The sequence below is a fragment of the Flagellimonas ochracea genome (genome assembly GCF_009903685.1).
In the GTDB taxonomy this organism is placed as follows: domain Bacteria; phylum Bacteroidota; class Bacteroidia; order Flavobacteriales; family Flavobacteriaceae; genus Flagellimonas; species Flagellimonas ochracea.
In genome coordinates, this window is the sequence record NZ_JAAABI010000004.1 from 168714 (window position 1) to 183420 (window position 14707).

The following is a 14707-nucleotide window of genomic DNA, read 5'->3' on the forward strand; positions in this document are numbered from 1 at the left end:
CTTTTCGTTGGTACATTTACGTTTTTTTACTTCATTATAAAGTTTATTGGAATGCTGTATTTTACCTTTACTGCCTTACCTCTTTGTATTCCAGGCTTTACAGTGGGCAAAGTAGAAATGATTCTAACAGCTTCCTTTTCCAAAAGGCGGTCTGGCCCTCTTTTTTGAATGTTGGCCACCTTTCCTTGTGAATCAATCACAAACTGAACGAACACCCTTCCAGTTATACCCATTTCAAGGGCGGTTTCAGGGTATTTGAAGTTAGCTTTGATGTGTTCCTGTACTTTTTCGTTAAAGCAAGCCTTGCGTTCTTCCTGGGTGTCATACACTTCACACCCCGGGAACACAGGTACGTACTCAATAACGGCGAAAGGTACTACTATATCTTCTTCCACTTCTTCTGCATCAATGTCATCCACACTTACAATGGCATCTTCCACAAAGGTTTCTTGGCTACTTTCGGTACTTTCAATAACGGTTTCTTCCACGTCTTCCACATCTTCCACAATCTCAATCACATCGGGAGCGGATGGTGGTGGAGGTGGCGGAGCGGTTCTAATGATTTCTGTGATCGGTACATCTTCTTTGAGGTCATCAGATACCTCGAGTACTTCAGAAACCAAAGATTCTTTCTCATAGGTCTTGACCTCAAGGGATTGCCATGTAAGGAACAAAACCGAGGTAAGTCCTATCATAAAATAGAGGCTGCTGTTTCGACCTACATCTACGTTGGGATTCTTTTTAGGTTTCATGACTTTTCTTCTTTAGTTGAACTAAAGTTAGCCATCACCCAAAAGAAAAAATATGATAATCATCATGTTATGGATTCAACTGATTTTGACCCGATTTCAAGGCGAGATCCTTATTTGTGAAGTCAATATTTATTGAAATCCCCATTCGCACCATGGATTCGTTTGTGTTTTGGTGCTGTTGGTTAAAATATCCTATATCAATTTTTGTGGATGGGGAAAGCGATTGCCCAACACCAATATAAAATCTGTTCTGGTCAAAAGAGGAGTTTTCGAGTTGCAGGAAAACTTCATTGAAAGATTTGAAATAGAATTTTTTGGAAAGCTGTCTTGTATACTGAAGCCGATACCGAGCCCTGTTATTCAACGCACGGTGTTCGGTATTTGTGGTTCTTCGATTTTCGAGTCGAAAACGTTGTGCAACTACGGCTTTGCCAAACCCCAATTTTAAGGAATACTCTCCATAGTACCACAGTTGTGAATTGTTAGAAGCTTCTTCTTGCCCGGAATAGATGTTGCAGTTGAGGAAAGCAATGCCTCCTGTTAAAGAGGAATGTTCACTTAGTTTAAAAGTAGTTCCGGTTCTTACGAAAGTAAATCCATAGTTATCGAGCATATTCCGATGTTTCAGGATTCCCACAACAGGGATACTCCAATGCTCATGTATTTGGGTGTTTGTAGATAAAATCATCCAAGTTCCCGGTTGGTTTTCAGTTTGGCCGTAAGAATTATGGGAAATACTTATTGAAAATATCACATGGAAGAACAGAAGAGAAAAATGCTTCGCAAACCCCATTAAAATGGATTTGATGGTTGAATGCAAAGGTTTGTTCCAAATCTTTTTAGATTACATGATACTTATCATTTATAGAAAAAAAGTGCCAAGCAGGGAAGGAACAACTACGTATTAATCTTGCTTTTCCCAAATAAGGGCAGCAGCACCACAGATAGCAGCCGTTTTACCCTCCATGGAGGAGAGCATTATGTTCACCTTTCCTTTGTACACCTCTAAAAGATACTCATTAAAATACTTTTCCAAAGGTTCCAAAATCCATTTGCCGCTATTGGTAAGTCCACCCATTAATATAAATGCTTCTGGCTGGGTAAATGCCGTAAAATTGGCCAATGCCAACCCCATAATATTAGCGGTATAATCAAATGCTTTTAAAGCAATTTCATCACCTTCTTCAGCAGCTTTGGTTATGTCTTCACCGTGTAGATCGTTATACGCAACATCTCTGAATCTGCTTTCCACCATATATTTGCTTTGCATGTACAGAATGGTGCGCTTTAGTCCTGTGGCCGATACATAGGCTTCCAAACCTCCTTTTACACCCAATCCGGTCAACCTACCATCACCAATGGTCATGTCCACATGACCCAGTTCACCGGCAAAGCCGTCGTAGCCATCCACCAATTGACCGTTGGTGACAATACCTGCACCAAATCCGGTCCCCAAAGTGATAACAATAAAATCCTGCATGGTCTTGGCACCACCAAACAGCATCTCGCCCAAGGCCGCTGCGCTGGCATCGTTCATGATGCGCATGGGCATGTTCATACGTTCTTTAAGCTTTTCAAGAATTGGCACGGAACCTTTCCAGACCAAGTTGCTTGCATTTTCTATAGTACCATTCTTGCTAGATGCATTGGGAGCTCCTATCCCACAGCCTAGAATGTTGGGTTTTACTTCCAAGCTCTGCAGAAGCTCGTCCGAAGTTGTTTTTATTTTATCCAGATAATCATCCAAATCTGGAAATTCCCTTGTTCTGAAAAAAGACTGCACAAGGCATTTTCCATTTTTATCGACCAACCCAATTTTGGTTTTGGTGCCCCCTATATCTACTCCAATAACAATATCCATTGACAAACTTTCAAGTTTTGATGTTTGTTTTTAAAGATAACCATAATGTGCCTAAAAAATAACACCAAAACTTTTCAAAAGGATGGAATATTTAATATACTTTGGAGTGAAGCGAGAAAACTGACTTCTATCATATTTTAGGTTCAGGTACCGCTCTAATTTTGAACTGTTGCGTTTAATTAACTAACTAATATAAGGTATGAGTAATATTAACAAGATTTTGGTTCCTTTTGATTTTTCCGAAGCTTCCGTCAATGCTTTGGAATACACTCTCAATTTTGTAGGTCCAAACAGGGATATTGACATTTTAGCACTTTATGTGTCGGTAATGCCGGTCACCGAATCGGAAGAAAAAGGATTGAAAGCAGATTTTGCCAAAGTAGTTGAAGGGTTTCAACGAAAGGTTAAAAACAAGCCCGATTTTATCACGACTACCGGAAAGGTGATTGAATCCATTCTGGCATATCGAAAAGAGAAGAACATGGACCTGATCATGATGGGGACCATGGGGGATAAGGTCACCGATGAGGCTATCACCAACACTTCACGACTGGTTTTGGGTGCCAATTGTCCGGTAATCTCCATTCCTTATGGATGCACGATCAGTGAACCCAAGGATGTCGCCTTGGTCATGGGTGGTGAAGAAATTGAGGACAAAGAAGTGCTCAAAACATTGCTGGATCTGGCCCGGACCTTTAACTCCAAGGTACACGTGCTCACCATATATAAAGAATCTGTTTACGAAGAAAAATCAGTCGTGGACAGTACCGAGAATCTTTTGGAGTACTATCTAGAGCATTTCTATGTGGAACACTCTTTTAGCAAAAATCAGGATGTGGAACAAGGTATTTTGGATTATATCAATGAAAAAAACGTCGACATGTTGGCCATTTTGCCGCGAAACCACGCTAGAATGAGCACACCATCCGAAGGGCGATTGACCAAGCTTTTGACCCTACATTCGGAAATTCCTGTTTTGACCTTGGATTGATAACCCGATTAAAATAAAAGCATGCTGCCACTGCTGGTAATACTGGGTATTACAATCATTTTGTTTATATGGGGGAAGTTCCCCCCTGACGTCGTTGCACTTATGGCAATGCTGTCCCTTTACTTGACTGGAATTTTGGAATTGAATGAAACCCTGACTGGATTTAGCAACCCAACGGTAATCATGATTGCAGCCTTGTTCATTATAGGAGAAGGCCTTTCTCGAACAGGATGGACCGCAATGGCTGGCCAATTTTTTGTAAGATGGGCCAAAAAAAATGCTCGCCGATTATTGGTCATTGTTACCTTGGGTTCCAGTTTGCTCTCCGGTTTTGTGAGTAACACGGGAACGGTGGCTGCACTACTTCCGGTTACCGTAACAGCAGCTTGGAGTGCAGGGACGCTTCCGTCCAAATTGCTTATTCCGGTGGCTTTTGGCTCCAATACGGGAGGATTGCTCACCCTAACGGGAACACCGCCCAACATTATTGTGAGCAATGCCTTGGTGGAGAATGGATTTGGCGGTTTTTCCTTTTTTGAGTTTGCGCTTATCGGAGTGCCACTGTTGGTGATTTCCATTCTTTACTTTAGATATTGGGGGCATAAATTATTGCCAGACCGCAGTACCAAAAATAAACCTGTTGCCATAGATGAAGAAATGCACAAATGGATTGAGAACTATAGCATTGGGGACAATCTGTATCGTTTGCGTATTAGATCTATGTCCGAATTGATTAATACCAAAATTGGTGACTGGGATTTTGAGGGAACCTATAATGTTTCTGTGATGAGGCTGAAACGTAGACATCCAAGTCCATTGCAGCAGAGGGTACCACAATTTGTGGAAATGCCTGGTCCCGAAACGGAAATGCGATATCACGATATTATTACCGTAAAGGGTGAGACAAAGGATGTCGATGAGCTCATAATCAAGTTCCATCTAGGGGTTATTCCCTTAAAGCCGGAAAAGGACATGCTCAAAAAGGAATTGATCAATCAAGAAGTAGGGATGGCCGAAATGATCATCACCCCAAAATCGGTTTTTGTTGGAAAAACAGTGCCCTTGGGGCATTATTTAAAACAAACCGGGGTTCAGCTCTTGGCAGCCTCAAGAAAAAATAGACCCTTGACCGGAAAAATTAAAATTGAAGCTGGAGACGCCTTTGTCATTAGAGGTCAGTGGGAGAATATCGAGAATCTAAAGTCCGTGTATGAAAACTTGGTAATTTCAGGAAGTCCTGAGGCACTTTCAAAAAATGTGGATGAGCTTACACCAAAAAGTTATATCGCGCTGGGAACGCTGATTTTGATGATTCTCCTTTTGGTTTTCAATATATTGCCCGGTGCGGTCGCTGCATTGGTCTGTGCTGGTATAATGATGCTCAGTGGGTGCGTTCCCATAACCAAGGCATACAAAGGAATCAGTTGGACCAGTGTTGTGATGATAGCGGCCATGATTCCGATGGGATTGGCCCTACAGAAGACTGGAGCGGCACAGTTGGCCGCCAACAGTTTGGTGGATGCATTGGGAAGCATACACCCTACGGCGCTTTTAGCCGGCATCTTTCTGTTGACCGCTATATTTAGTCAGACCATCAACAACTCCGCTACCGCAGTGCTAATGGCACCTATAGCCATTATGGCTTCGGCCAAACTCGGAGTTTCACCTAAACCATTTATGATTGGGGTTGCAGTAAGTGCATCCACAGCGTTTTTAACCCCAGTGGGCACTACGACCAATGCCATGGTAATGGTTGCGGGAGGATACAAGTTCATTGATTATGTAAAAGTAGGAGGACCATTGCTTCTACTTTTCTTCATAACAACATTAATTGTGGTTCCATGGATATGGAGCTTTTAACCTGATAAAAACGATAGATTATGGACAAAAACAAAGATTTAAGCAAATACGGACTTAAGGAGGTCACTGCACATTGGAACCTTGATGCGGAGACTCTTCAAAAAATTACGGTTGAAAAAGGAATGGGGGTTGAATCTGAAAATGGTACACTGGCCATTAACACAGGCAAGTTTACAGGACGTTCTCCAAAAGATCGTTTTTTGGTAAAGGATGATTATACCAAAGACCGAATTTGGTGGGGACGTATCAACAAGCCAATTTCGCCGGAAAATTTTGACAAATTGTACGATGAGGTGGTCAAATATCTCTCAGGGAAAGAGATTTATGTAAGGGACGCAGCGGTCTGTGCTGACCCGAGGTATCAAATGAACGTGAGAACGATTACTGAATTTCCTTGGTCCAATTATTTCATCAAAAACATGTTCCTACGTTTGCCAGAAGAAGAGTTAAAGGATTTTGAAGAAGAATGGTTGGTACTATGTGCTCCCGGGTACGAGGCACCCAATCCGGCAGAGTTTGGAATTATAGCAGGGAACTTCTCCATTTTGAATTATACCCGAAAGATAGCTCTTGTAGGGGGCTCGGAGTATCCTGGAGAAATGAAAAAAGGCGTGTTTACCGCCTTGAACTTCATCCTACCTGTCGAAAAGAATATTTTACCTATGCACTGTTCCGCCAACGTTGGTGAAAAAGGGGATACCGCCATTTACTTTGGACTTTCTGGAACCGGAAAAACGACTCTTTCTGCAGACCCTGATAGAAAACTAATTGGAGACGACGAACACGGTTGGACCGAGGAAAACACCATTTTCAATTTTGAAGGAGGATGCTATGCGAAGGTAATCGACCTGACTGAGGAAAAGGAACCAGATATTTACAGAGCGATACGTCCCGGGGCGCTTTTGGAGAACGTGGTGTTTAAGGAAGGAACCAAAGAAGTGGATTATTTTGATAGCAGCATTACCCAAAATACAAGGGTAAGCTATCCCATTGAACACATCGACAACATTCAAGTGCCTTCTTACGCCTCTAACCCAAAGAATATTTTCTTTTTGACTTGTGATGCTTTTGGAGTGTTGCCGCCAGTATCGAAATTGACTCCCGGACAGGCGGCCTACCATTTTATTTCGGGTTATACGGCCAAGGTAGCCGGTACGGAAGCTGGAATCAACGAACCTGTTCCGTCCTTCTCAGCTTGTTTTGGAGAGCCTTTTATGCCTTTGCACCCTGCTGTTTATGCTGAAATGTTGAGCAAAAAAATGACCGAGGCTGGGGTCAATGTATGGTTGATCAACACAGGATGGAGCGGTGGCCCTTATGGTGTTGGTTCTCGAATAAAACTGAAGTATACCCGCGCCATGATTTCCGCCATTTTGGAAGGAAAATTGGATGATGTAGATTTTGATGTTCACCCTATCTTTGGATTGCATATGCCCAAATACTGCCCTGGAGTACCTACGGAAATTTTAGATCCGATGAATACTTGGCTGCAGAAAGGAGCTTATGTGAGCAAGGCCATACAGTTGGCACACTCATTTCATATTAACTTTGATAAGTTTGCAAGTGAATCCTCTGAGGAGATTCTTAACGGAGGACCACTTATTGACTCGCATCACAGTTTAAATGAACATTTTTAACCAAAACAAAGGTGAATAAAGAAAATAGATTTCAAATAGAAAATTTAGGAGACCCCCAACACAAATCTCCCCTGCAGTTGAGTACTGTCAGGGGAGATAAAATCTTCAATTTTGTAAACGATGCCGATAGATTGGTTTTTGACCTCTCAATTGATAATTACAAGCATTGCCTTAACAGTGGGGAAGAGCCTTTGTGTTTGGATAAGGCAGGTCCGCGACAAGAAATCTTCTTTGACCCAAAACAGACCACGGCGGCCATTGTTACCTGCGGTGGATTGTGTCCAGGGATAAACAATGTCATCCGTGGAGTAGTCATGGCACTCCACTATTTCTATGGTATAAAAAGAATTATCGGAGTGCCTTACGGGTATGAGGGACTTAACCCGGAGGTGGGGCATGATTTTGTGGAACTCACCCCCGAAAAGGTGAAGGACATCCACCAATTTGGAGGTACTTTCTTAGGTTCTTCAAGAGGAGGGCAGGATGTCTCAACCATGGTGGACACCCTTGAACAAAACAAAGTTGACATGCTGTTTGCCATTGGCGGTGATGGAACCTTGAAAGGAGTCAACGCCATTGGAGAGGAAATCCAAAGTAGGAATGCGATGATTAGTGTGGTAGGTATTCCCAAAACCATCGATAACGATATTGATCTGATTGATGAGTCTTTCGGCTTTGAGACTGCATTTGATGTTGCCAGTCCTATTATCAGGGATGCTCATAACGAAGCCACTGGGGCTTATAATGGCATTTCCATAGTGAAGCTTATGGGAAGGGACAGTGGGTTCATTGCCGCATCTGCAGCACTTGCCATGCCAGTGGTCAATTTTGTATTGATACCTGAAATGGAATTCGCCCTGGAGGGCGAAAATGGATTTTTGGGAGCCCTCAAAAAACGGCTAGATCGTAAAAAACATGCCGTAATTGTAGTGGCCGAAGGAGCCGGACAGCATTTGTTTGATAAAAAAAGTGAAGTCAAGGATGCTTCCGGAAACATAAAACATTCAGATATTGGACTTTTCCTAAAGCAAAAGATTACTGAAAGGTTTACTGAAACACCCGTCACCATAAAATACATTGATCCCAGTTATATTGTGCGGAGTGCTCCGGCCAATTCCATTGACAGTGTATATTGCAGCAGATTGGCCTATCATGCTGTGCATGGTGCCATGGCCGGAAAAACTAAGTTTGTGGCCTGTAAGGTGAACAATAAGTTTGTATACGTTCCTATTTCAGAGGTGACCAAGAAGCGAAAAAAGATAGATTTGGAAGGTGAGTTTTGGTTCTCGGTGCTGCAAAGTACGGGCCAACCCTTTTTCTTGGGATAAAGTAATGCTGAACTGACATTTGTCATTCAATTTCAAATTTTACAACCCTAGCTTTGAATTAAATCAAAACAATAATCATGGAAGTATTTGTTCAATATCAAAAGATGAAAACCAGTGAGGCATTAAATGAACTTTTAATGAAGAAACTGGATAAACTATCAGAAAAATATAGTTGGATCATTAAGGCCAACGTCCTTTTTAAAATGGAAAAGGATAAGGCAGGTGATGATAAAATCTGTGAAATTGAACTAAGTGCCCCAGGTCCAAGATTGTTTGCCAAGTCTCGAAGCAATGATTTTGAAAAAGCCATGGCAGAGACTGTAGATGATTTGAGGAGACAGTTGGAAAAGCGACAGAGTAATTTCGCTTCACACTAATTAATAATAAATTTTGCCATGCCGTAACCCTAAAAACCTATCTGATGAAATCAAAAATTGTATCCTTGTTTTTTTTGTTGCTAATGGGTTGTTCCGGCACCAAACTCGTGAGTACCTGGAAAAACCCCGATATAGTACTTTTTGATGCTTACAAAGTGTTGGTAGTGGGTATGGCTCAAGACGAGAATACCAGAATAGAGTTTGAGAGTCGTTTGGTGGAAAAGTTGGAGGAACACGGTGTGGAGGCCATGCGTAGCATGGACCTTTTTGATGTGGAATTCACTTTGTCAGAACAAACGGAAGAGGAATTGAACAAAGTGGAGGAACAACTTTTGGATAAAGGCTTCGATGCTATTTTGTTCACGAAGGTAGTTGGTACTGAGAACAAAAGGACCTTTAAAGAAAGAATGAACAATATCGATGCGCTTTTTGTTCGGTTCAGTAGCGATTATTTGGAGCATCAAGATATTTATTATGACCCGAGATATTATGATACGTTCAATATCTACCATGCGGAAACCTCATTGTACTGTATTTGTGTTGGTAAAGAGCGAGAGTTGATATGGAGAGGAAATATCGATGTTACCGAGCCTTCTAACGTAGATAAGACCATCGACATCTATATCAAACTGATTACCGGGGCTATGGCAGAAGAAGATGTTATTTTCTAGAAAAAGCAAATATCCTTTGAAAGCTACTTTTGATAAGTGGTGCTGGGTTTTACAAGATTCCAACCAAGTCCAATAAAATACAAACAGGAATCGCAATAAGAATAACTACCAGCACAAAAACCATGACCCTTAAGAAAGCTACCATGATTTTGTTGCCGAAGGAGGCTTCATTAGACATAATAGTGTTATTTCCCTCAATGTACGGAATTATTCACGTATTTGGTAAAACCACAAAGCTGTTATTCGATTAACGGTGGTATTTTTCGGCATCCGTTAAACCCTGTATCCTATATCAATTACTTTTTCCCACTAAGCAACTTGCCCAGTTCTTCCAGACTTTTTCCTTTTGTTTCTGGCATGGCAAAAATCACCCACAACAGTTGTAGGACCATCATAAAGGAAAAGAAAATGAATATGGGCCAAGGATTGTCTTTAAAAATACCAATTTCCGAGTCCAAAAAGGTGGGTGTAAGCAGTGTGATCAATGCGGCAAATGCCCAATGGGTACCCGTACCCCAAGATTGTCCGTAGGAGCGCACTTTGTTTGGAAAAATTTCTGAAATGAAGACCCAAATCACGGCACCTTGTCCAATCGCATGCGATGCAATAAAAACAAGGATAAAAATCAATAAAAGCACGGAACTGGCGCCGGAATAAAAACACCATCCTACCATGGCCAGGCTTAGAATATATCCTAAAGAGCCAATATACATCAATTGCTTACGCCCCAATTTGTCAATAAGGGAGATGCCCACAAATGTGAAGATTAGATTAATCACCCCAATGGAAATTGAACTAAACAGGGATTCTTCGGAGGCCAGTCCGGCCCGTTCCAAAATCTCAGGAGCGTAATAAAGCACAAAATTTATTCCAGACAATTGATTGAAAAAGGCGATGAAAAAAGCCAAGAACAAGGGTTTGTTGTACTTGCCGGAAAAAAGCTTTTCCTTTTCCTTTTCAACAGTTTCAGAAAGCCCCATTTTAATTTGTGAAAGATATATGGAAACTTGGTCACTTTGGATTCCAAGGAGAGTTATGGATTTAATAACCATTGACTCTTCTTTGTTCTTCAACACTAGCCATCTTGGGCTGTGTGGAATTTTTATAACCAATAAGGTATAGATTAGTGCAGGTATTCCTTCAATACCCAGCATCCATCGCCATGCTACGTTCCCATCAAAAAGAACCCCTATCAAATAGTTGGAAATAAAGGCGATTAAGATTCCAAACACAATATTAAATTGGTACATGGCTGTTAATCTACCCCTGGTGTCGGCAGTGGAAATCTCGGAAATGTATATTGGGGCAGCGACCGAGGAAACGCCTACTCCCACACCGCCAATAAATCTAAAGAATGAAAACAAATAAGGTTCAGGAGCCAATGCAGAGCCAACTGCTGAAACAAAGTAAAGCACACCAATCCAAAAAAGTGTTTTCTTCCGGCCCAACCGATCACAAGGTATCCCACCAACTAAAGACCCCAAAACAGTGCCCCAAAGGGCCATGGACATGATAAAAATACCATGGAATGTGAAAATTGAGTCTCCCAAGAACCAATTGGTGTTCCAAATGTCTTTAATGGGCTGGTTGGCCCCACTTATGACCACGGTATCGAATCCAAACAAAAAACCGGCCAAAGCAGCCGTTAACGAGATACGCAGAATACGTTTGTCCATGTTGGTTGAATTTTGCTAAAGCTAACCAAAAATTAAAGAATCTTCTGGATGTGTCGTAGTATGATGTTGGTGGCGCCCACATTTTTTTTCAGGTAATCGGAATTCACCTTTCCACATTGTTTCAAAAAAGAGCTATCTGTAATCAACTTGTTTATTAGAAAATCAAATTCCTTTTGGTTATTTATCGATAGGATACCCCCTTTTTCAACCAAGATTTCGGCTTCCTTAAAACCTTGGTATTGCGGCCCAATGATTACAGGGATGCCAAAAGTTGCAGGTTCCAAGGTATTGTGTAAACCTGTGGCGAAACCACCTCCAACATAGGCCAAGTTTGCATAGCTATATATCTTGGTCAGAAGACCAATGGTGTCCACCACAAGCACATCATAATGCTTTAGGTCTGTTTTATCCATTTTAGAATAACAAACTGTTTTCTTTCGTATTTTGTCCACTATGCCATCCACATGTGGCTGTTTAATCTCATGGGGGGCGATCACAAATTTTATTCCCTCATCGGAGGAATTGATAGAGTCAATCAATAGTTTTTCATCTTCCGGCCAAGTGCTTCCTGCCACTAGACAAAAATGGCTGCTTTTAAAAGCTTCCATAAAATCCAGCTGATTGTTCCCTTCCGAAATCTTTGCTACCCGATCAAACCGTGTATCTCCGCTTACAGTGACATTTTTAAAATCTATGGATTCCAAAAGTTGTTTTGAATTCGGGTCTTGTACAAAAAAATGCTCAAAGGCCTTAAGACTTTTTCTCATGAAACCGCCCCATGACTTGAAGAAAACTTGTCTCTTGGAAAAAATGGCTGACACCAACAACGTTGGTATTTTTCTTTCGTGTAACCGATGGAGATAGTTGGGCCATATCTCGTACTTTATGAAAATAGCAAGCTCAGGATTGATAGTATCCAAGAATCGTTTTGAATTACTGCCTGTGTCCATCGGAAGATATACCACTACATCTGCAATGGAAGTGTTTTTTTTGACCTCATATCCCGAGGGTGAAAAAAAAGTGAGTACGATATTGTGCTGTGGATAGTTCGCTTTTAACTTTTCCAAAATGGGTAGACCTTGCTCGAACTCGCCCAGCGAGGCAACGTGCATCCAAATGGATTTAGTACCGGACAGAATCTTTGATTCAAGCAGCTCAAAAGATTTTTCCCGACCGGAAACAAAAAGCTTTATTTTGGGATTAAATAGTGCAACTATTTTAAGGCCGTACCAAGAAAGCGTTAACAAAAAGGTATAAACTAAACGCAAGGGCATCTTTTTCGCTAAAATACATTCTTTCGGCAATAGGGCATTATGGCCTGCGAATTTCTTAATTTTGATCAAGAATTTTTTTGGATGAAAAAAATACAGATGGTTGACCTAAAAGGTCAGTACGAGGGCATAAAGAAAGAGGTCAACGATTCGATAGCTGAAATCTTGGATTCTTCAGCATTCATCAACGGACCTCATGTCCACGCTTTTCAAAAGGAATTGGAGACCTATTTGGGAGTAAAGCATGTAATTCCCTGTGCCAACGGCACCGATGCATTGCAAATTTGCATGATGGGATTGGGTCTGCAGCCCGGCGATGAGGTAATCACAGCTGATTTCACATTCGCAGCTACCGTGGAGGTGATTGCATTGCTGAATTTGACCCCTGTGCTGGTGGATGTGGATCCCGATACCTTTAATATTGATGTCGCGGCTATAGAGCAGGCCATTACACCAAAAACAAGGGCCATTGTTCCCGTGCATCTTTTTGGTCAATGTGCCGATATGGATGCCATTATGGGTTTGGCCAAAAAACATAATCTTTATGTTATTGAAGATAACGCTCAGGCCATAGGAGCAAATTATACCTCAAGAGATGGAAGCAAACAAAAGGCTGGAACAATCGGACATGTGGCTTCCACGTCGTTTTTCCCCTCTAAAAATTTAGGATGCTATGGTGATGGTGGGGCTATCTTCACCAACGATGATGATTTGGCACATACTATCCGAGGCATGGTCAACCACGGCATGTACAAAAGATACTATCATGATGTAGTAGGGGTGAATTCCCGGTTGGATTCTATCCAAGCTGCAGTACTCAGGGCAAAACTGCCCCATCTGGACATATACAACGAGAAAAGAAGACAAGCCGCCAGAAAATATTCCGCAGCTTTTGTTGGTCAACCCAATATTATGGTGCCCAAAACAGTAAATGGTTGTCAAGGAATCTGCGATGTATGTGACTGTCATGTCTTTCATCAGTATACCCTGAAGATATCAAATGGGAAAAGGGACGCACTGGTTCAACATTTAAATGACAACAACGTACCCTGTGGAGTTTACTATCCCGTTCCGTTACATCAACAAAAAGCATACAAGGACGACCGCTATAATGGGGCAGACTTTCCAGTGACCAACCAGCTTGTGGGTGAAGTGATTTCGCTTCCCATGCATACCGAACTGGACGATGAACAAATTTCGTTTATAACCGATCTTGTCATTGATTTTGTCAATGCTTAACAGGAAGATATTGGTTACAGGGGGGTTGGGATATATTGGGTCTCACACTGTGGTTGAGCTTCAGAACGAAGGTTTCGATGTGGTTGTCATTGACGACCTTTCCAATTCCTCCATAGCGGTTTTAGATGGTATTGAGGCTATTACTGGCAAACAACCAATTTTTGAACAGTTTGATCTTCGAGACAAGCAAAAAGTTCAGGACTTTTTCAAGAATCACAACAATATTGACGGGGTAATCCATTTTGCTGCATCTAAAGCCGTAGGAGAGAGTGTAGTAAAACCATTGTTGTATTATGAAAACAATGTAGTAACATTGATATACCTTCTTCAAGAACTTGAAAAAAAGAATAAGTCGCATTTTATATTTAGTTCGTCAAGAACAGTTTATGGAAGATTGGATGATAAGCCCATGTCCGAAAATCTGTCATTGAAGTCTGCTGAATCACCTTATGGAAATACTAAGAAAATAGGGGAGGATATTTTAAAAGATACCTGCATGGCAAAACAAAATCTGTCGGTGGTGTCACTGAGATACTTCAATCCTATAGGAGCACATTCTTCGTCGATGATTGGAGAGCTACCGCTTGGAGAACCCCAAAATCTAGTGCCATACATTACCCAGACTGCCATGGGAATCCACAAAGAGTTAAAGGTTTTTGGAGGAGATTGGCCAACAAAGGATGGCACCTGTATCCGAGATTATCTCCATGTCGTCGATTTGGCCAAAGCGCATATTACTGCCCTTAAAAGATTATTGAATGGAGAGAATGAATCCAATTTTGAGTATTTTAATCTTGGTTCTGGAAAGGGAAATACAGTTTTAGAGGTAATTGATAGTTTCGAGAGGGTATCAGGTAGAAAACTAAAGTACCAAATAGTTGGCAGAAGGTCTGGTGATGATGCCATCGCCTATGCCGATACGAATAAAGCGAACGAAGTATTGGGCTGGAAAGCTGAATCTACCCTTGATGAAGCTATTAAATCCGCCTGGGACTGGGAACAAAAAATCAGAAACTAGGCAAACATTACAGGAGGCAGATTCAA

General features: G+C 41.5%; 13 protein-coding genes. 8 read left to right on the forward strand and 5 right to left on the reverse strand.

All coding sequences use genetic code 11. The features are described from left to right. Positions 1 to 26: 26 nt before the first annotated feature. The 3 genes from GTQ34_RS12450 to GTQ34_RS12460 form a co-directional block, all read right to left on the reverse strand. The gene (locus GTQ34_RS12450; protein ID WP_166524137.1) at positions 27 to 752 is read right to left on the reverse strand and encodes an energy transducer TonB; all 726 of its coding nucleotides are present in this window, start codon (positions 750 to 752) and stop codon (positions 27 to 29) included. A 67-nt stretch (positions 753 to 819) separates the two neighbouring features. Further along, on the reverse strand, positions 820 to 1440 hold the full coding sequence (locus GTQ34_RS12455; RefSeq protein WP_166524138.1) for a DUF2490 domain-containing protein: 621 nt from the start codon (positions 1438 to 1440) through the stop codon (positions 820 to 822). Between the two features lie 216 nt (positions 1441 to 1656). Continuing rightward, positions 1657 to 2613, reverse strand: coding sequence for an ROK family protein (locus tag GTQ34_RS12460; protein WP_166524139.1), 957 nt, complete (start codon positions 2611 to 2613; stop codon positions 1657 to 1659). Positions 2614 to 2812: 199 nt separating this feature from the next. Between GTQ34_RS12460 and GTQ34_RS12465 the strand changes: the two genes are divergently transcribed. The 6 genes from GTQ34_RS12465 (at position 2813) to GTQ34_RS12490 (ending at position 9477) form a co-directional block, all read left to right on the forward strand. Then, positions 2813 to 3604 carry a universal stress protein gene (locus GTQ34_RS12465; protein ID WP_166524140.1) on the forward strand — a complete coding sequence of 264 codons (792 nt, stop codon included), beginning with the start codon at positions 2813 to 2815 and terminating at the stop codon, positions 3602 to 3604. A gap of 21 nt (positions 3605 to 3625) precedes the next feature. Further along, complete coding sequence (locus GTQ34_RS12470) at positions 3626 to 5464, forward strand: SLC13 family permease (RefSeq protein ID WP_166524141.1); 1839 nt, start codon at positions 3626 to 3628, stop codon at positions 5462 to 5464. A 20-nt stretch (positions 5465 to 5484) separates the two neighbouring features. Then, on the forward strand, positions 5485 to 7101 hold the full coding sequence (pckA, locus tag GTQ34_RS12475; protein WP_166524142.1) for a phosphoenolpyruvate carboxykinase (ATP): 1617 nt from the start codon (positions 5485 to 5487) through the stop codon (positions 7099 to 7101). Positions 7102 to 7112: 11 nt separating this feature from the next. Beyond that, complete coding sequence (locus GTQ34_RS12480; protein WP_166524143.1) at positions 7113 to 8429, forward strand: ATP-dependent 6-phosphofructokinase; 1317 nt, start codon at positions 7113 to 7115, stop codon at positions 8427 to 8429. 77 nt (positions 8430 to 8506) lie between these two features. After that, positions 8507 to 8806 (forward strand): HPF/RaiA family ribosome-associated protein, encoded by a 300-nt coding sequence (locus tag GTQ34_RS12485; RefSeq protein WP_166524144.1) that lies wholly within the window; start codon positions 8507 to 8509, stop codon positions 8804 to 8806. A gap of 44 nt (positions 8807 to 8850) precedes the next feature. Then, positions 8851 to 9477 (forward strand): hypothetical protein, encoded by a 627-nt coding sequence (locus tag GTQ34_RS12490; protein WP_166524145.1) that lies wholly within the window; start codon positions 8851 to 8853, stop codon positions 9475 to 9477. Positions 9478 to 9773: 296 nt separating this feature from the next. On the opposite strand, the gene GTQ34_RS12495 is transcribed toward GTQ34_RS12490, so the two are convergent. Both GTQ34_RS12495 and GTQ34_RS12500 read right to left on the reverse strand, forming a co-directional pair. Further along, on the reverse strand, positions 9774 to 11153 hold the full coding sequence (locus tag GTQ34_RS12495; protein WP_166524146.1) for a sugar porter family MFS transporter: 1380 nt from the start codon (positions 11151 to 11153) through the stop codon (positions 9774 to 9776). Between the two features lie 32 nt (positions 11154 to 11185). Further along, on the reverse strand, positions 11186 to 12427 hold the full coding sequence (locus GTQ34_RS12500) for a 3-deoxy-D-manno-octulosonic acid transferase (protein ID WP_166524147.1): 1242 nt from the start codon (positions 12425 to 12427) through the stop codon (positions 11186 to 11188). Positions 12428 to 12508: 81 nt separating this feature from the next. Between GTQ34_RS12500 and GTQ34_RS12505 the strand changes: the two genes are divergently transcribed. Next, positions 12509 to 13663 carry a DegT/DnrJ/EryC1/StrS family aminotransferase gene (locus GTQ34_RS12505; protein ID WP_166524148.1) on the forward strand — a complete coding sequence of 385 codons (1155 nt, stop codon included), beginning with the start codon at positions 12509 to 12511 and terminating at the stop codon, positions 13661 to 13663. Next, the gene (galE, locus tag GTQ34_RS12510; protein ID WP_166524149.1) at positions 13656 to 14681 is read left to right on the forward strand and encodes a UDP-glucose 4-epimerase GalE; all 1026 of its coding nucleotides are present in this window, start codon (positions 13656 to 13658) and stop codon (positions 14679 to 14681) included. Before GTQ34_RS12505 ends, galE begins: the two co-directional genes overlap by 8 nt. Positions 14682 to 14707 lie beyond the last annotated feature (26 nt).

Bases quoted from the DNA above. Each gene is read 5' to 3' on its own strand.
- GTQ34_RS12470 (WP_166524141.1), top strand. From the start codon at position 3,626: ATGCTGCCACTGCTGGTAATACTGGGTATTACAATCATTTTGTTTATA.
- GTQ34_RS12465 (WP_166524140.1), top strand. From the start codon at position 2,813: ATGAGTAATATTAACAAGATTTTGGTTCCTTTTGATTTTTCCGAAGCT.
- GTQ34_RS12450 (WP_166524137.1), bottom strand. From the start codon at position 752: ATGAAACCTAAAAAGAATCCCAACGTAGATGTAGGTCGAAACAGCAGC.
- GTQ34_RS12460 (WP_166524139.1), bottom strand. From the start codon at position 2,613: ATGGATATTGTTATTGGAGTAGATATAGGGGGCACCAAAACCAAAATT.
- GTQ34_RS12485 (WP_166524144.1), top strand. From the start codon at position 8,507: ATGGAAGTATTTGTTCAATATCAAAAGATGAAAACCAGTGAGGCATTA.
- GTQ34_RS12505 (WP_166524148.1), top strand. From the start codon at position 12,509: ATGAAAAAAATACAGATGGTTGACCTAAAAGGTCAGTACGAGGGCATA.
- GTQ34_RS12490 (WP_166524145.1), top strand. From the start codon at position 8,851: ATGAAATCAAAAATTGTATCCTTGTTTTTTTTGTTGCTAATGGGTTGT.
- GTQ34_RS12455 (WP_166524138.1), bottom strand. From the start codon at position 1,440: ATGATTTTATCTACAAACACCCAAATACATGAGCATTGGAGTATCCCT.
- GTQ34_RS12495 (WP_166524146.1), bottom strand. From the start codon at position 11,153: ATGGACAAACGTATTCTGCGTATCTCGTTAACGGCTGCTTTGGCCGGT.
- GTQ34_RS12500 (WP_166524147.1), bottom strand. From the start codon at position 12,427: ATGCCCTTGCGTTTAGTTTATACCTTTTTGTTAACGCTTTCTTGGTAC.
- pckA (WP_166524142.1), top strand. From the start codon at position 5,485: ATGGACAAAAACAAAGATTTAAGCAAATACGGACTTAAGGAGGTCACT.
- galE (WP_166524149.1), top strand. From the start codon at position 13,656: ATGCTTAACAGGAAGATATTGGTTACAGGGGGGTTGGGATATATTGGG.